Annotated in this window: 15 protein-coding genes; 7 read left to right on the forward strand and 8 right to left on the reverse strand. The window is 54.9% G+C overall.

The genetic code is table 11. The annotated features are described in order from the left end of the window. Nucleotides 1-103: 103 nt before the first annotated feature. The 3 genes from ABD890_RS05285 to ABD890_RS05295 form a co-directional block, all read right to left on the reverse strand. Nucleotides 104-304 (reverse strand): YjfB family protein, encoded by a 201-nt coding sequence (locus ABD890_RS05285; protein WP_345086595.1) that lies wholly within the window; start codon nt 302-304, stop codon nt 104-106. A 341-nt stretch (nt 305-645) separates the two neighbouring features. Beyond that, nucleotides 646-2,349, reverse strand: a complete 1,704-nt coding sequence (locus tag ABD890_RS05290; protein WP_345086597.1) for a vWA domain-containing protein — start codon at nt 2,347-2,349, stop codon at nt 646-648. A 12-nt stretch (nt 2,350-2,361) separates the two neighbouring features. Then, complete coding sequence (locus ABD890_RS05295) at nt 2,362-3,801, reverse strand: magnesium chelatase ATPase subunit I (RefSeq protein WP_345086599.1); 1,440 nt, start codon at nt 3,799-3,801, stop codon at nt 2,362-2,364. 219 nt (nt 3,802-4,020) lie between these two features. Between ABD890_RS05295 and ABD890_RS05300 the strand changes: the two genes are divergently transcribed. Both ABD890_RS05300 and ABD890_RS05305 read left to right on the forward strand, forming a co-directional pair. Further along, the gene (locus ABD890_RS05300) at nt 4,021-4,899 is read left to right on the forward strand and encodes an alpha/beta hydrolase (RefSeq protein WP_345086601.1); all 879 of its coding nucleotides are present in this window, start codon (nt 4,021-4,023) and stop codon (nt 4,897-4,899) included. Between the two features lie 77 nt (nt 4,900-4,976). Further along, nucleotides 4,977-5,735, forward strand: a complete 759-nt coding sequence (locus tag ABD890_RS05305; RefSeq protein WP_345086603.1) for a hypothetical protein — start codon at nt 4,977-4,979, stop codon at nt 5,733-5,735. A 57-nt stretch (nt 5,736-5,792) separates the two neighbouring features. On the opposite strand, the gene ABD890_RS05310 is transcribed toward ABD890_RS05305, so the two are convergent. After that, nucleotides 5,793-7,727: a hypothetical protein gene (locus ABD890_RS05310; RefSeq protein ID WP_345086605.1), complete on the reverse strand. Its 1,935-nt coding sequence runs from the start codon at nt 7,725-7,727 to the stop codon at nt 5,793-5,795. 278 nt (nt 7,728-8,005) lie between these two features. Here ABD890_RS05310 and ABD890_RS05315 point away from each other — a divergent pair, with 278 nt between their 5' ends. Further along, nucleotides 8,006-9,409 carry an HD domain-containing protein gene (locus tag ABD890_RS05315; protein WP_345086607.1) on the forward strand — a complete coding sequence of 468 codons (1,404 nt, stop codon included), beginning with the start codon at nt 8,006-8,008 and terminating at the stop codon, nt 9,407-9,409. Between the two features lie 25 nt (nt 9,410-9,434). On the opposite strand, the gene ABD890_RS05320 is transcribed toward ABD890_RS05315, so the two are convergent. Both ABD890_RS05320 and ABD890_RS05325 read right to left on the reverse strand, forming a co-directional pair. Beyond that, entirely contained in the window at nt 9,435-9,770 is a 336-nt protein-coding gene (locus ABD890_RS05320) for a hypothetical protein (protein WP_345086609.1), read from the reverse strand. Between the two features lie 83 nt (nt 9,771-9,853). Beyond that, the gene (locus ABD890_RS05325) at nt 9,854-10,573 is read right to left on the reverse strand and encodes a hypothetical protein (RefSeq protein WP_345086611.1); all 720 of its coding nucleotides are present in this window, start codon (nt 10,571-10,573) and stop codon (nt 9,854-9,856) included. Nucleotides 10,574-10,671: 98 nt separating this feature from the next. On the opposite strand from ABD890_RS05325, the gene purB reads away from it, so the two are divergent. Both purB and ABD890_RS05335 read left to right on the forward strand, forming a co-directional pair. Then, nucleotides 10,672-12,099 (forward strand): adenylosuccinate lyase, encoded by a 1,428-nt coding sequence (gene purB, locus ABD890_RS05330; RefSeq protein WP_345086613.1) that lies wholly within the window; start codon nt 10,672-10,674, stop codon nt 12,097-12,099. 549 nt (nt 12,100-12,648) lie between these two features. Then, nucleotides 12,649-13,587: a DUF1559 family PulG-like putative transporter gene (locus ABD890_RS05335; protein WP_345086615.1), complete on the forward strand. Its 939-nt coding sequence runs from the start codon at nt 12,649-12,651 to the stop codon at nt 13,585-13,587. Nucleotides 13,588-13,657: 70 nt separating this feature from the next. On the opposite strand, the gene ABD890_RS05340 is transcribed toward ABD890_RS05335, so the two are convergent. After that, nucleotides 13,658-14,164, reverse strand: coding sequence for a Fur family transcriptional regulator (locus tag ABD890_RS05340; RefSeq protein ID WP_345086617.1), 507 nt, complete (start codon nt 14,162-14,164; stop codon nt 13,658-13,660). Nucleotides 14,165-14,430: 266 nt separating this feature from the next. Next, nucleotides 14,431-14,709: a flagellar biosynthesis anti-sigma factor FlgM gene (locus ABD890_RS05345; RefSeq protein WP_345086619.1), complete on the reverse strand. Its 279-nt coding sequence runs from the start codon at nt 14,707-14,709 to the stop codon at nt 14,431-14,433. Nucleotides 14,710-15,787: 1,078 nt separating this feature from the next. On the opposite strand from ABD890_RS05345, the gene ABD890_RS05350 reads away from it, so the two are divergent. Both ABD890_RS05350 and ABD890_RS05355 read left to right on the forward strand, forming a co-directional pair. Beyond that, nucleotides 15,788-16,000: a hypothetical protein gene (locus tag ABD890_RS05350; RefSeq protein WP_345086621.1), complete on the forward strand. Its 213-nt coding sequence runs from the start codon at nt 15,788-15,790 to the stop codon at nt 15,998-16,000. Nucleotides 16,001-16,137: 137 nt separating this feature from the next. Further along, complete coding sequence (locus ABD890_RS05355; RefSeq protein ID WP_345086623.1) at nt 16,138-16,386, forward strand: ribosomal protein L7/L12; 249 nt, start codon at nt 16,138-16,140, stop codon at nt 16,384-16,386. The last annotated feature ends 1 nt before the right edge of the window (nt 16,387 follow it).

A 16,387-nucleotide genomic window follows, 5' to 3' on the forward strand; every position in this document is an offset into this window, starting at 1 on the left:
ATGAATCAAACGCATGTTGATATGAAACGAAACAAGAAACGAAAACGCCGCATGGCGATGAACCATGCGGCGTGATTTGTTTTTCGATGTTGCTTCAAGCGGACTAGCCGCTGGTGTTGATCAAGTTGCCGGTACCAGGTGCTTTGCTGATACGGGCGGCGCTTTCAATCAACTGCACCGCTGCGTCGCCAATTTGTTTTTGGGCGTCCAAGGTCTTCTTGGCCACGGCGACATCGACTTGATTTTTGACCTGCGACTGCTGAATCGCGGAAGCTTGCCCCGCAATACCTTCTACACTCGTCATAATCTGCTCCCGTGGGTGTTCCTGAGTCGTCAGCGCCATCACCGATAGCCATGAAAGTGATCACGCCGTATCCACTTCATCGGCAAAGTACCTTGTTTCTCTTGGCGAAAACCGTTTCTCGGGGAAGTTGTGCCCGTTTTTTCGTTTAGTTGAGGGAAACCACACGCACTGTGAGCAAAGTAGTGCCTGATTCCGGCAATCTCAGGCGATGATTGGCAGCGCAGCGACCAATCATTGTCTCAATCTGATCCCGTTCGTGTTTGATAAAGCGAGGAATTCGGATCCGAGATCTAATGAAAGCTCGCAGCGATCGCACTTCACGTGCTGCAATCGCAAAGAAATTAGCCCAAGACTTCTCGTTTTCGCTTGATGTAATCCCACACGACGTAGCGATCGAGATCGTTGCCCGCGGTAAAGAAAACGCGGCCATGCGTCGATTCCGCCAGGCGATATGCGAAGCGAATATCTTCTTCACTTTGCGACCAGCTTGGCACCAGAAACATGTTGATCGTGATTCCTTGCTGCTGACAAAGTTTCCCTTCACGCATCGTGGCCGCTTCGGTCCGGGCATCGGGAGGATACAGCAAAAAGAGCTCGTGCCCCTCGAAATGGGCCGTCGGCAGTCCATCGGTTATCAAAATAATTTGCCGATTGGGCGTGTCCTGGCTGCTAAGGAACAAACGAGCTTGCTGCAACGCATGCTGAATGTTGGTGAAGTGAGGCGGAATCCGATATTCGCTCACCTCTGGCTTGCTCATATCGGCTCGTAGCCGCACGACCGGGTCGTGAATGGTCACCGGCTTAGGCAACAAACCAATCACATCCCCCGGGGCAACCGGCTTGGCGAACGAGTACATCTCGATCATTTGCAGGAAATCGCCCGGGAATTCGCTCCGAATAAGTCCCTGCATCGCCAGAGCCATCCGCTTGACGTTGGCGTACTGGGCGTCGTAACGCATGCTCCCGCTCATATCCATGATGACGCAGGTCGCACACTTCGGATTGTTTTTCGTCTTATGAATGACGATATCTTCGCTGCGCATCCGCAGCGGGCGTTCGGTTCCCTGCCGTAGCATGACGTTGATCAACGTCTGGGGGATATCCATGTTGGTGAGGGAGTCCCCGAACTCGTAATCTTTGGTCGATTGCAGCTCGACCGCGCCTTCCCCCACGATCGGACCCGAATGGCGGCCTGAACGCGAGGCCTCCATGTTGCTGAAGATCCGTTCCAGGAGCTTGCCTTGAAAGATCTTGAAGGCCTGGGGGGTCAGATGGATGTGCCCCGATTGGCTGGTCAGGCCTTGCTGCTCGGCTTGTTCGCGGAGGTATTGCTCGATCTGACGCTGAAGCTGCATCAACTGCTCCATTTCGCCTGGATCGGCATACTCCGAGAGCTGCTCCATATCGATAATGCCGATTTGAGCGTTCTCGCGGGCCTGTTTCAGTTGCTCAAGCAGTTCGTCGATCTTTTCCAGCTCTTCCTTCACCTCGATCGCCTGATCGATGGTCATTGGCGTGCGGCCGGTGAAGTGATACTTGGCGGCTAACTGATCGACTTCGTATTTCCGGCTGAGGTGCTCCATCAGCTGAATTAGGTCGAGCGCAAAGGGAGAACGCTCGTCGTCGAGGTTGTACCAGATGCGTTCCAGATCGTAGAGCTGCTCTTGCTCGAAGCCCAACTGATACCGCTCACGCATCCGCTGAGGGGGATCCATTGGCTCGCCATGCTGGCGATAGACCTTCTTGGCGGAATCACGAGCCTGATCGGTCTCGTAGGTCTCCAGGATCTTTCGCTTCCGCTCTTCCAGCATCTTGATCAGCGAGTCGATGCTCGGGCCCAAGCCGGAAATCTGGCTCGGGTCGATCTTCACCGCATTGGCCAACTGTTCTGGCGTCAGCTCGAAGCGATCGCCATACATCAGCCAATGTTCCATCGCCGGCGACACCATGTCAGGCGGAGGCGTCTTGGGACTGGGGAACTTGGCGGGATCGTACTTCTGGTACGTATGGATGATTCCGCCAGGCATCTTCTTGCGTTGAGGCATAAGACGAGGTTCCTATTCGAACTCGTAAGTAATCTTACCGTGCTGCTGAGCCCGGCTGATCCGATCCACGGCATACAGACCTGCCAACACGAACTCGACGCACGAGGCTCGCATGGCAGGATTCTCGGAGGCATTCACCTCAAACGCTCGATCCCAAACCGGCGGAACACGCTTCAAGCGTTCGCCGTAATAGTCAGAAGGCAACAAGTCCCCCACTTCGATCTTCACACCCTTCTGGAAGATCTCCGCGATCTGCTCGAGGCCATGTTCCTGGATATATTCCTGAAACACGGTACCGACCGCCTCGGCAATCAAGGCGTCGAGCACCTGGCTTTCCGACATCTGATGGCTTCCCATCATGTCCAGCTCTAACTTGCCAAGGCTGGAGCTATAGATATGCCCGAAGTCACTCAGCCGCACTACGGCTGGCCTTTCGTTCAGCAGAATCCCGCGATGCCGAGCCGACGCGATGACCGTGCTGTAGTTCGCGATGCTGAAACGAGCGCTGACGCCTGATTGCTGATCGACGAACTTGCTCCGACGGGCCGCCTCGGTGATTTGTTCGAGGACTTCCTTCATGAAGTAAGGCATCACGACCGGGTACTCGCCATCCAGCGTGACGTCGGCCTCTTGTTCGATAATCTGAATTCCCAGGTCACGTTGCCGCGGATAGTGGGTATGGATCACCGTCCCGATTCGGTCTTTCAATTGCGGAATCACTTTACCACTTCGGTTGAACGTGGAAGGATTCGCCGAGAAGAGCAGCACCAGGTCGATATCGAAGTTGACGGGATAGCCGCGGATCTGAACATCACGCTCTTCAAGCATGTTGAACAGACCGACCTGAACCAATTCGTCGAGCTCTGGCAGTTCGTTCATCGCAAAAATGCCACGATGCATGCGCGGGATCAAACCGAAGTGCAATGCTTCTTCGGTGCTCATGCTAACACCGCTGGCCAGTTTGGCCGGGTCGATTTCGCCGATCACGTCGGCAAACTTGGTTCCCGGTGCCAAACGCTCGGCGTAGCGTTCTTGACGGGGCCACCAGGCAATCGGAATCTCTTCGTCCCCATGCTCGGCCACAAACTTCTTGCCGACCGCGGTGATCGGGTGATAAGGATCTTCGTGAACGGGGCAGCCCTCAATGTTTAGATAGGGGACCGCTTCATCGAGAAAGCGAACCATCATCCGCATCATGCGGCTCTTCCCCTGCCCTTTTTCGCCCATGAAGAGCATGTCGTGCCCGGCGATCAAAGCGAGGTGAATTTCCGGCAGCACGGTATCTTCGTAACCGACCATGCCCGGAAAAGTTTCTTCGCCGGCAGCGAGCATGTGGATAAAGTTCTCTTGAATTTCCTGCTTGACTGAGCGCGACTTCCAACCGCTTTCCTTCAATTCCTTCAAGTTGACAGGGCGTGAAGTGGCCGGGGTGGGTTCGTTCGGATTTGTCACTAGCGAATCTTCCGTGTGGATGTCGTTTTTTGGAAACTTCCGGAATTATAGCGCAGTAAGCCTAATCGCCAAGCTTTGGGACTTCTACGGAGCTTTATCCGCCAAAAAGCCCCTGCTTGGAAGCCAAGTCAGGTGGTTCCCCCTGATGCCGAGCCTACTCGGCTGAGATTTCCCGCGACGCATTTCCCTGCCCCTGGGACTCTGTAAGGCATTGATACCATGAGATCGATCCTGCTTCTGCTCCTCTTCAGTTCCGTGGCGACTTCTGCTGAACCGGTCGTTTCGCGGAATATCAACTATGCCGGGACCAACAACATACGGCAAACCCTCGATGTTTACGCGGCGAAAGACGGCAAACAACAACCGGTGGTCATCTGGTTGCATGGAGGTGGCTGGCGTCGGGGTAACAAGATTCTGGTCCAGCAGAAACCTCAAGCGTTCGTTGATCAGGGCTACGTCTTTGTTTCGATCAACTATCGCTTTACGCCGGAGTTCACCATGAGCGACCTGGCGACCGACGTTGCCACGGCGGTGAAATGGGTGACCGAAAATATCGACAAACATGGCGGCTCACCGGAGATCATTTTTATTGGTGGCCACTCGGCAGGTGCCCATCTGTCCGCCTTGGTTTCGACGGACGAACGCTACCTGAAAGCCCAAGGTTTGAGTCTTGTTACGCTGAAGGGCTGCTTTCCGGTCGATACGGCCACGTACGACTGCGGCAAACTGGTTTCCGGGCTGAAGTTGCTGCGGAGCAACCGCGTTTCCTTGTATACCAACGCCTTTGGCGAAGAGACCGCCAGCCAGCAAAAGTACTCGCCCATCACCCATTTGCAGAAAGGAACCGACTACCCCGATTTCCTGCTGCTGTTTTGTGAGTCGCGGCGAGATGCCACCTTGGCTGCCAACTACTTTGTCAAAGCGATCCAGCAGGTTGGCGGCACGGCCGAGACCTATGCGGCCCCTGGCAAAGATCACGCCAGTATCAACAACGATCTGGGAATCGAAGGGGACGAAACGACGAAGGTCCTCTTCGCGTTTCTGAACAAACGGATCGAAGCGGCCAAACAGACTGGCAATGTGAACTCGCCCAAGTAATGTACTTTGGCAGGCGGGTGAGGTAGCCTGATGGCTATGGAAAAGCCCCCCATAGCCTTGGCCTCGCTGGGACCTATATGAACACGCCGCCTAACAATTCTGAACCGGAACTGGAAGTGGTTGACGAACCGATGGCTCAATTCGGTTTGTCACATATCATGGGTTTGCTGACAGGTTTGGCCTTTCTGTTCGCGCTGGCCGCCCCCTTTTTGCGTACCTACAAACAAAACGAGCTGCTGATATTCGTGGCGATTGTCACCATTCAAACGGGCGTGATGGGCATCACGGTCTTTTATTTCATGATTCGTCGCAAGTCGCTCGTTCAACGCTCTGGCAAACGGATCGGCATTGGATATCCAGGCACGATCCCTGGCAAGCACACCCCGGCCCTCATTAGCAGTCTCGCGCTGCTAATGATCGGATTGGCCCAATTGTGTCTCGCGATCTTGTTTACCTCGATGCCTTTGGCAACCGGCATTCCGTTCTATCTTGTGCAACAGATTCAACTGGGAAGCTTTGCAGGCGCTTTTCTGATGCAGTTGTCTTGGGGACGTCCGATAGGAACGGTCGAATTTTTTGAAAATGGGGCCGTTCAATCTTCGTTTCATATGATTCCCTGGCAAGACGTGGTGCTGCGTCCCAGTGCCTTTCAAGAGGACCGCGTCGTGATGGTTTACAAGGTCCGTACGCAGCTCAAGACCATCGACGCCAAAGGCCTACCCCACTTCCACGGCCAAATCACCAAGTTCACTTCCACTCTGCAAATCCTGGAACCCATCCGCAGCTACCTGCTGGATCACTATGGCGAGAAGCCAGCTACTGAAGCCACGGCATAAAAAAAGCCCCGGCACTGGGCCGAGGCTTTTTGTTTTAGCTTGCTAGTCAGAAGCGACTTACTTCTTCAGCATCGCACCCGCGACGAACCAGCCATCTTTGACCGTCCGGGCATACGAACCAGCCGGTCCGAGGTAGCCTTCGACCTGGGCGAATGGTGGCAACTTACCAGCATCGATCTGCTGTTCGCGAGTTGCGGTTTCGTCGTCCTGACCCATGCTCCACAGTTCGTTGATCACCTTACCGAGGGCCGATTCCGACTCTGGCATCTTGCCCTGCTGCATCAGTTCGTAAGTGATACGAGCCGATTCATCGGTGCGGGCAAAGTGACGGAAGCTGTCTTCGCCGCTGCCGAGGACCGTCAGGGCTTCTTCCACTCGCAGGTAATCAGGAGCAGCCGACAGGCGTTCGATGTTGGCTCCGCCCGTCTTCGTCAGGATGACCTTCTTGATCAGATCTTTGTTGTTGGCAAAGAAGACCCAGTCGCCCACAACCGAAACGGCTGCGTTCGGAATGGCTGGCTTGCCAGCGCCACCTTGGGCGAACTGGTTGTTGGCTGCCATGGCGTCGGGGAAACCAGGACCGCTGATGACCAGCGTCGGGATCTCTTCTTCTTCCTCGTGAATTTCCCAGATCTCTTCGGCACCCACTTCATGCTTTTCAGCATTCGGGTCTTGCTGCATGATCTGCGTGATCGCCGCTTTGACAGGGGCAGCGTTCAGCAGGTGCACGGCAACCAGGCGTTCTTCCGACTGCGGAGTGATCGGCTGCTTGACGTCGACCAGCATGCAAACCTTGCTGTCGAGATGCTTCACGATCTGGTTGACCACGTCGACCTTCGGGCCGGCTGGGTCCTTTTCCAGGCTTTCGATCAGTTCGTCGAAGATCTCGTCGTCGGCGTATTCGTTGACAATCGTTTCGCTGAACTTGAAGGCGTCCTGAACGTCCCAGCGGAAGTCGAGGAACGAAGCCAATTGGGCCGGAACCCAATCGTATGGCTGGAAGTTCTTATCGTTCGGGAAAGCCAGAACACGAGCACCCAGATGGAACCGTTCGCCGTTCTCAGCTTTCGGATCTTGCGGAGCGTAGACAAACGAGCTGTGAACCATTTCCAACTGCTTGTCGTTCGGACCGCCATCGGCGACCGAGAACGTGACGTAACCGCCCAAGCCCTTGATCGCGTCGAAACCTTGGTTTCGCAGCAGGTTCAGCATGTCGGTACCACGCTTCTTACGACCACCTTGCTGCGAACGGATCACCTCGGCGTAGCCAAACGGCTCGACGAACCATTCGAAGTCGTAACCGCGGGCACCACGACCAGCTTCGGCTCGCTTCAGGACTTCCTGGAAAGCGACCAGCGAAGCCAGGTTGTCTTTCTTAGGAGCCGCGATGGCTTCCAGAATGTACGACAGGGTTGCCTTGGAATCGGTCGCGATCAGCAGATCGGACTGCATCACATAGAAGGCTTCGCCGGCTGGCTTACCGCCTTGAGCTGGCAAATCGAACTTGGTAACCGCAACACCAGCGATCTGGGTTTGCGATTGGGTAGCGCCGTTCTTCTTCTGGTTGGCCGAAATCTTGGCCAACAGGGCATCGACCTGAGCTTTCTTGCCGGTGACGTCGACGGTCAGCACAACGCCGTCCGACTTGTCGCCATTGGGCTGATCGTTGGCGAAACAGATTTCGCCAGCGTAGACCCCCTTCAGGTCGTCCAGGGTCAAAGCCAGCTTCACGCCACCGGCGACCAGCTTCTGCTTGACCTGTTCCTTAAGGTCTTCGGTAAATGGCTTCATCACCGGATCGGCCATCAGCTTGCCGATCTGGGTCGCATCGAAGTTGGCCGAAGCCTGATCGTAATCAGGAATCGACACGTAGCTCTTCGTGGTCTGCGGAAGTACGGTGGCCGCCTTGGGGGCCGCTACCACATTTTGCTGAGCAAGAAATAGAAACCCTACGATAAGTAGGCCGGTCTGGGCCCAGCGATATGCATGCATCACAATCAAAACTCCTCCGCCTGAGTATGCGGATTTCCCCAATCGGCTGCCTGGCGTACATTCGGGAAAATCCGAGGTGCTATTTCTATCGGCAAATGCGTTTAAAATTCCAGCTCGGAACTGCCTCGGTTCCTGGCATCTACCGGTATTACGACGCTCGACTTCATTAAGATGTAGCGATTACAACAATTAACGAAACTCCCTGATTCTGCGAAACTAGCGAATCTGGTGCAAGCTCTGCTAGCCCAGCTTGCCCGCCAAACCCCAAAGGAGTAAGGGTGAACCTCGATAAATTTGCGGCCGAAAGTCTCTGCTACGACCCCGTCCATGGATATGTTCCCTTCGTATCGGAAGGCACGTCGGTCGACGAGCTGACAGAACGGGACATTATCGACCACCCCTGGCTGCAGCGTATGCGTCAGATTCACCAGTTGCAAACTGCCTGGTGGGTCTATCCAACCGCTGAACACACCCGATTTCAACACATTCTCGGGGTGATGCATCTCGCAAGTCGTTTGGTCAACCAGCTTTATCCCAGCCTGAAGGAAACCTGCCCCGACGCGCCTTCACGTGGGTATGTCGAATCTCTCATGCGAATGGCGGGCCTATTACATGACGTGGGGCATGGTCCTTTCGGTCATTTCTTTGACAGTCATTTCCTCCAACACTATGGCCTGACACACGAATCGCTCGGCGCTCATATTATTCGCACCGAACTGGGGGACATGCTTTCCCGGCTTCGCCGAAATCCATTTTCGCAAATGGAAGAAAATGAACGAATCGATCCGGAGCAAATTGCCTGGATGATCCAGCGGCCCCAAGCTGGCGACGCGACCGACCGCCCGAAATGGCTCGTTTTCCTCCGCAGCCTGCTCAGCGGCATCTATACCGTCGACAATATGGACTTCGTCCTTCGCGACGCGTACATGACCGGCTACAGCCAGCAGTCGTACGACCTGGAACGCTTGCTGCGGTACAGCTTCTTTACGGAAAAGGGGCTGACGATTCACGAACGTGGCATGGCGGCACTGATCCGCTTCATGAACGTTCGGGCCGAGCTCTTCCAGACCGTCTATTTCCATCGCGAAGTGATGGCGATCGACAAGACGCTGGAAGATTTGTTCGCCGATAGCCGGCCGTGGATGTTCCCTGGCAATCCGATTGAGCACTTGGCCGACTACCAAGGCTTTACCGAGTTCAGCCTGCTGGTCGATGCCGCCCGCTGGCATAAGTCGGAGAATCCACAGCAAGCCGATGTGGGCAAGCGTTGGCAGCAACTGCTCAGCCGCAACATTCCGTGGCGATTTGTTTGCGAGCGTTCGCTTCGCTTTGACGAAGGGGAAAGTCAGGAAATGACCATCTTCCGCAGTGAAAGCTTTGCCTTGGCAGCACTGCGAGACGTTCTGCCGGCCGAGTTGAAAGAAACTCCCGTGAAGATCGCCTTGAACCGGACCGTGTTCCGCCCGAACACGCGTGGCCCGAGCGATCACCAGAACTTCCTTTACGATTCGGCCCAGAAGAAGATCAAAGAGCTGACCACCGATCGGCTCTTTCGTTCGCTGCCGGTCAGCCGTCTGGTTTGTCGGATCTATGCCCAGGACTCGTCGCTGGCACCGCAATTGGCGGCCGCCCTCGACCGGTTGGTGGGCAATCATGCGGTCGACGATTTGACCAACATGTAAGTCGAAGCGATCACTAGGCGATGAATCAGTCATGGCGTCCGCGAAGATGGCGGACGCCGCGATAGAACATCAGGAAAATCCCGCTGGTAAATACGCCGAGAACCAACCCGACGAACGCTCCGATCAACGCGCCGCCATACCACGGTAACTTCCAGCTTGGATTCAACACTGCGAGAATCGCCACCACCGCTGCTGACAACAGAGCCACGCTTAAGGTGAACGCTGCCTGAAGAAGGTTGTCTCGCCAACGGACGTTCACGCCGGTGTAGGTATCCGAGACAATATTGTAGGCAGCCTGACCAGAAGAAATTTCGCGTGGCTCAGGCTTCTGCCGGGCTTCTTTGTCGTGTGGCTGCGTCATAGAAACATCTCTCGGCCGAACAAATGCTTAGGTGGATCTCCTATCGTAAATGAGGAGGGAAACACGCGGCATCTCCTTTTTGCTCAATCGTTTCCACTCTTTTTACGCGAACGCTGCTCTTCCAGCTCTCGCAGCCGATTGGCCCTCGCGCGACTTCCCCGGCCGAAGAAGAGGGTGTCGAAACCAAGAATGATGGCGTATCCAATTGCGGCAATCAGCCCCAGGCCAACCATCACCGCCACGATGGCGATCAAACGTTTGGCCATTTCTACATCGGTGCTGACCAATCGCAGATATCCCAGGACCAGCGAGATCACCAAGATTCCGGCCAGAAGATGCCGCAGCGTGAACTGGTTTTCCTGGCCTTCTCTTCGCTGCTGAATCGCATCGCCAACGTTCTTCGCGGAAAGCTGCTGACTGAAATACCACGCCAGGCTAATTACCGCGAAGACGGCACCGACGACCACCGCGGCAACAACCAATGCCCCTGGCAGTTCGCTCCAATCGTTGATCCCGAAAAAGATCACCCACAAGACCACCGCCCCGATCAGTACTCCCAGGAACACGATCGTCGAGATCCGCACTTGAAACAGCTTGACCAGGCGCGTTCGGCCGAAATAGCTATCCTTTGTGATTTCACGGATCTTCCACCACGGGAACGTGAGCAATAACAGTCCCGCCACCATCGCCAGCCAGAAGTAATACTGAGCGTACCCGCCCCAGCCCCACATCATCGTTCTCCGCTGCGTTTCGACACCAGAATCAGCACGGACTTCGTCTCTTTGCGACGGGGATTGGGTCAAATCGGAAGATTCCCGTCCAGCCCTGCCGAAACCGCCCATTCTACGCTAAAATCAACCGATTCCGTCGTCCTTTTCGATTCGAACCAGGGAACCTTCACGTGTCGCACGAACAATACGAAAACCCGTTGATCTCTCGATATGCCTCGCGGGACATGAGCTTTTTGTGGAGTCCCCAGAAGAAGCATTCGACCTGGCGCCGGCTATGGTTGGCTTTGGCCGAGTCGGAACAGGAACTGGGTCTCTCGATCACCGACGAGCAGTTGGAAGCGATGCGAGCCAACCTCGACAACATCGACTTCGATCTCGCCGCCAAGCATGAAAAGCGTCGCCGCCACGACGTGATGGCCCACGTCGAAACTTTCGGCGAAGCCGCCCCGGTCGCCAAGCCAATCATTCACCTGGGCGCCACCAGCTGCTTTGTCACCGACAACACCGACCTGATCTTGCTTCGCGAATCGCTGGAACTGGTCCGCGATCGCCTGGTTCGTTGCATCTACCTGCTGGCGAACTTCGCCAAGCAGTACCGCGATGTCGCCTGCCTTGGCTTCACCCACCTGCAGTCGGCCCAGCCAACGACGATTGGCAAGCGAGCGACCTTGTGGTGCTACGACCTGGTACTCGACCTGGAAGAAGTCGAACATCGGCTGGAACTGCTTCGCTTCCGCAGCACCAAAGGCACGACCGGCACCCAGGCCAGCTTTCTGGAACTGTTCGAGGGTGACCACACCAAGGTGAAAGCCCTGGAAAAGCGTGTCGCCGAGAAGATGGGCTTCGATCAACTGTATGCCGTCACCGGACAGACCTACTCGCGTAAGGTCGACAGCCAGGTTCTCGACTGCTTGAGTGGCATCGCCCAGTCGACCCACAAGATCGCCACCGACATCCGTATTCTGGCTCATCGCCGCGAAGTGGAAGAACCGATCGAAAAGGATCAGATTGGTTCGTCCGCCATGCCTTACAAACGCAATCCAATGCGAAGCGAACGCATTTGTGGTCTGGCTCGCTACGTGATCAGCAATCAGGCCAACGGTGCCAACACGCTGGCGACGCAATGGATGGAACGGACCCTGGACGACAGCGCCAATCGCCGCTTGAGTCTGCCTCTTTCGTTCCTGGGTATCGACGCGATTCTGATCATCCTGGCAAACGTTTGCGACGGCATGGTGGTTTACCCTGCCCTGATCAAGCGACACCTGCAGGAAGAACTGCCATTCATGGCGACTGAAAACCTGATGATGGCCGCGGTTAAAGCTGGTGGTGATCGCCAAGACCTGCATGAAAAGATCCGCATTCACTCGCGCAACGCAGGGGCTCGGATCAAGAACGAAGGCCTGACCAACGACATGCTCGACCGTATCAAAGAAGATCCGGCGTTCCCAGAATTCGATGCCGAAGCGATTCTCGAACCGCTGCAATATGTCGGTCGCGCACCGGAACAAGTCGACGACTTCCTGGCCGACATCATTCAGCCAATTCGCGATCGTTATCCGCACGTGACGCTCGATAACGAAGAGCTAAAAGTTTAATCGCTTCCACCGCGATCCAACTTGCCAATCTGATTTGGAAGGCCTGAGGAAACTCAGGCCTTTTTTCGTCGATACGGGGCTTGAGAAGGTTTACTGGCAATCAACCTGAGGGCACAGCATTCCGTGGCACGCCCCGACCCTTCTCTGCCCACTTCTCTGCCACGTTTGAGGGTTTTGGTTTCGGAGTAACTACTACCGTCACCGACCTTCGAGGCAAAGAGTCATGAACTTAACCTTGACTTAACTTCACGTTTGTTGACCTGTAGGACACCCGCATGAAAATGGAGCCCATTAGTTCCTCGATCGCTATCCATTGATTCTGTGAGCCACGTTTCATGAAGAAGGTTCTGGTCGCGCTGCCCCTGTTTGTCGCCTTGATTTCTCCGGGATGTTCCAATTCCCTTCCAGACCCCAAACCATCTGACCCAGCTGCCTGGACGAACCCATCCGACGGCAGCGAACCTGAACTGGTCGAAGAAGGCCCCTAAACGGCAACCTTCCTGACGACTACTTCCATCCAACTTGCCTTTGAATCTGACAGGTCCACTCATGAACGTTACTTTGACTGCCCGGCGTCGCGGCTTTACCCTGGTCGAACTTCTGGTGGTAATCGCCATCATTGGTATTTTGATCGCCCTGCTGCTGCCGGCCGTGCAACAAGCTCGTGAAGCGGCTCGCCGTTCGCAGTGCAAGAATAACTTGAAGCAGTTGGGGCTCGCGATGCACATGTATCACGACACCTACCAAAGCTTCCCGATTGGCATCCAAGCCGCGTGGGGTGGTTCGTGGAGCTGGAGCATTCTCCCCTTCATCGAACAGCAAGCCTTGTTCGACGTGATGCCTAATCCAGTGAACGACTCCGGTTCGTTCGGTGGCTCCGATGCCCGTAGCGAACAACTTCGCCAGCTGGTTCGCACCCCGATCGCGACCTACTTCTGCCCATCCCAGGTCGATGGTCCGATTGAAGGAACCGACGTCAATGGCCTGACGCTGCGTGCCAAGACGAATTACCTGGCCAACGCCGGCGGCAACGCCACCAACGACAACCTTGGCAGCGGCGGGATGGATGTCTCGAATGGCTTGTTCCATGCCGTGCGGATGAATACCAGTTCGCCAACCGGCAAAGTCTTTGCATTCCGCGACGTCAAAGATGGTTTATCGTCGACGCTGCTAATCGGCGAAGCATATTACAAGCTGGACGACGACTGCAACGTTTGCGATCACTTCCTCTTCTTCCACTCGAACGCCGACAGCGGGAACGGCTCGGACTTCTCGGAGACGCTTGGCTCGACCTACGATTCGATCAACTCGAAGTCGACCGATGGCGATGTGCTGGAACGATCGTACGGCAGCTTCCACCCAGGCGGAGCGAACATCGTTCTGGCCGACGGCAGCACGCAGTTCGTGGCTGAAACCATCGACGTCGAAATCTGGCGTGGTGCTGGCTCGCGAAAGGGAAAAGAAGTCATCTCGCTGACCAGCAACTAAGCTGGCTCGCCCAGGCATTCCATAAAAAAAGCCCCCGAATCGTCGGGGGCTTTTTTGCTTGATGGGGCTCTTAGATCAAGTCGATCCGCCGCTTCTTTCGACGCGTCTGCTTCTGGCACTCTTCGCAGACACCATTCACGATAAAACGGTGACCGGTGGCGCGGAACTGATACATCCGAGCCACGTTGTCTCGCAGCTCTCGCAGTTCCGGGCTTTGGAACTCGATCAGGTTCTGGCACTTCGTGCAGTAAAGATGATCGTGGTCTGGGTAGCCATAGTCATGTTCGTAGACGGCGCGACCACCGATTTCCATCTTTCGCAGCAGGCCCGACTCGACCAGTTCGTTCAACGTGCGATAGACAGTCGGCCGACTCACCCGGTCGGCACCCTTGCTCTGGTGCGACAGCTCGTCGATCAAACCATCGGCATCGAAATGCTCGTGATGGCTGAAGACATGTTCAATCAGAATCCGACGAGGTTGCGTGATCCGCTTACCCTTACTTTTGAGGTATTCCTCGAATCGCTCCATCGGAGTAAGAGCGACATCTACGGCTTCCAACGCAAACGGATCGGACATTCGAATCTCAACAGGAACAATAAGGACTTCCGCTTTATTGAGACTGAGTTGCTATTTCTATCTAATTGCGGAGTAACGAGATACGCAACCACTGTGGCTATCAGTCTCAACACCGAATTCTAGGCCAAAGTTATCGAGGTACAAGCCCCAGTTGGTGCGATTCTAGCGAGATCCGGGGCGCCGATCGGCGCATAAAAAACGGGCCGCGTTCCCGAGAGAACCGACCCGAAGTACGTCGTTTTACTAAGTTGTTCTGGCGTGGGCGTTTAGCCGATTTCGTCCAACAGACGTTCCAGCGCCAGGTCGAGCTTATCGTCGGTCAGATACGAGCCATCGGCGATCTGAGCCTTGATCTGCGCGACACGGTCGGCACGAATGTCCGGAATGTCCTTCACCTGACTGGCGAAGTCGGCTTCGTGCGAAATGTCGAGTTCATCCACAGTATCGAATTGCGTTCGTGTATCGACGGCCGGGGCCTGCGCGGTGTGATGCGGACCTCGGATGGACTGTGCCGGGTGAACTGCGGTTGGGCCATTAATATGCATGGTGAATCCTAACTCCCTTTGAACGTCGTCTTGAAACGAGCTTGTTTGGATTGGGTCCGCTCGATCGCGACGTCCCTAAAATCATGACCGGAATTGGAGGTCTGGGTTTTCCCTAGGTAATTGGCCTGGCTTCTACAGGCCACCGGAGGGAGGCAGTTACCCTACCTCGCAAATATAGTTCATTGGCGTCTTCCATGGTGCCGTATTCCGTGTCAGGTTTAGCCATCCGTGTGAAGCAAGTGACTCACGGCGAAGAGTTTGTCAGGAAGTACCCTTCTTATCGACTTGCTAGCACTCGACATTCAGCGATAACCAACACGGTCTTATTATGCAGTCCCTGGCAACGTCGCCGACCAGGTAGCCTCTGCGAGTTTGGCAAAACAATCTGGATAATCGTTTTGTGTGGCTCATCAAAGGTTGGCTTCGACGGCGAACACCTGCCTTGCGTGTCGCACAATCGTTACGACTGGTCCACGCAAATGGTTTGCCAAAAATACGGCATTCACCTGCTAGAGCACCATTATTTGGCTTTCCCAGGCAAACGTGCCCGAGAGTACGTAATTTGGCAGAGTGACTCAATCGCAATTGCGACCGTCGTAGCCTGAATCTTGAGAAATTCCGATTCATTCCCAACCATTTCCTGGGAATAATTCAGACGTTGTTCAAATCAACCTGCAGAGGAGTACATTACTCTTCATACAGGGAATCTAGTCAACTTCTCCTCTGAATGACCAGATAATCCCCCAGACCGCAGCACGCCCGGCGAATGACTTAACGGGCCCTGGATCCGCAAGACGTGCGGTTGATCAGGCAGCACAAACCACCCTATTTGGGTGAATGCCACAGACCTCGAATAGCCTTTTCGCAAACATCACCCCCGCTAGAATAATTCTAATGTGATTTCATCCCACATTAGTCCTATTGCATCGCGGAGCCTTTTTTACTAAATCTAAGAATCACGTGAACACGCCACGGCTTTATCACGTCTAAAAATGTAGAAATTACCAGCATGTGCAACGCAGGATTCGTTGCCGTCAGCTACAGGGACCGTAGTGAACTTTCCCCCGGGAGTTCGCTAATGAACGACTCGCTTTTCGATACCATGCAAATCAAGCTGGAAGACGCCCGCGATCGGGAAGAAGCCTCGATCATGGTAGGCTTAGCCCCCTACATGGAGCTATCCGAATGGATGGATAAAGAGTTGGTCAAACTCCGACTCGAATTCCACGACTTCGAGACAGCCAAGTCGCATCGTTTGAGTGATTGGGCCAAAGTAGTACCGAACTCCTAATTAAAGGTCGGTGCGCGTCATTATCCCATCCTCATCCACTTATCCAGGTTTTGGCGTCGTCCCATCTCTGAATTTTGATCTAAACTAAGAGTGCCCTTCGCTGGGGCACTCTTTTTTCTTGTCAGGAGAGCAAACGCATGGCAGAAGAACCATCGTCCCTCGAAGCAATCAAGCAGAAGCTGCGTGAAGGCAAAAAGATCGAAGCCATCAAGCTGCTGCGAGAAGATTCGGGCATCGGCCTGAAAGAAGCCAAAGACCAGGTTGAAGCGATTCAGGCCAAGATGGCAGCGGATGGTGAAGTTCTTCCGACATCGAGTGGCTGCGCTGGCGTTCTGATCTTGCTGGCGGCCGGACTGGGCATGGTAGGCGCTTGGATGGTGACCTAGC

The sequence above is a fragment of the Bremerella cremea genome (assembly GCF_039541315.1).
Classification (GTDB): Bacteria; Planctomycetota; Planctomycetia; order Pirellulales; family Pirellulaceae; genus Bremerella; species Bremerella cremea.

What these genes read in the sequence shown, in the direction of transcription:
- ABD890_RS05340 (WP_345086617.1), bottom strand. Translation starts at nt 14,164, where the DNA reads ATGTCCGATCCGTTTGCGTTGGAAGCCGTAGATGTCGCTCTTACTCCG.
- ABD890_RS05335 (WP_345086615.1), top strand. Translation starts at nt 12,649, where the DNA reads ATGAACGTTACTTTGACTGCCCGGCGTCGCGGCTTTACCCTGGTCGAA.
- ABD890_RS05345 (WP_345086619.1), bottom strand. Translation starts at nt 14,709, where the DNA reads ATGCATATTAATGGCCCAACCGCAGTTCACCCGGCACAGTCCATCCGA.
- ABD890_RS05290 (WP_345086597.1), bottom strand. Translation starts at nt 2,349, where the DNA reads ATGCCTCAACGCAAGAAGATGCCTGGCGGAATCATCCATACGTACCAG.
- ABD890_RS05300 (WP_345086601.1), top strand. Translation starts at nt 4,021, where the DNA reads ATGAGATCGATCCTGCTTCTGCTCCTCTTCAGTTCCGTGGCGACTTCT.
- ABD890_RS05285 (WP_345086595.1), bottom strand. Translation starts at nt 304, where the DNA reads ATGACGAGTGTAGAAGGTATTGCGGGGCAAGCTTCCGCGATTCAGCAG.
- ABD890_RS05320 (WP_345086609.1), bottom strand. Translation starts at nt 9,770, where the DNA reads ATGACGCAGCCACACGACAAAGAAGCCCGGCAGAAGCCTGAGCCACGC.
- ABD890_RS05305 (WP_345086603.1), top strand. Translation starts at nt 4,977, where the DNA reads ATGAACACGCCGCCTAACAATTCTGAACCGGAACTGGAAGTGGTTGAC.
- ABD890_RS05355 (WP_345086623.1), top strand. Translation starts at nt 16,138, where the DNA reads ATGGCAGAAGAACCATCGTCCCTCGAAGCAATCAAGCAGAAGCTGCGT.
- ABD890_RS05350 (WP_345086621.1), top strand. Translation starts at nt 15,788, where the DNA reads ATGAACGACTCGCTTTTCGATACCATGCAAATCAAGCTGGAAGACGCC.
- ABD890_RS05310 (WP_345086605.1), bottom strand. Translation starts at nt 7,727, where the DNA reads ATGCATGCATATCGCTGGGCCCAGACCGGCCTACTTATCGTAGGGTTT.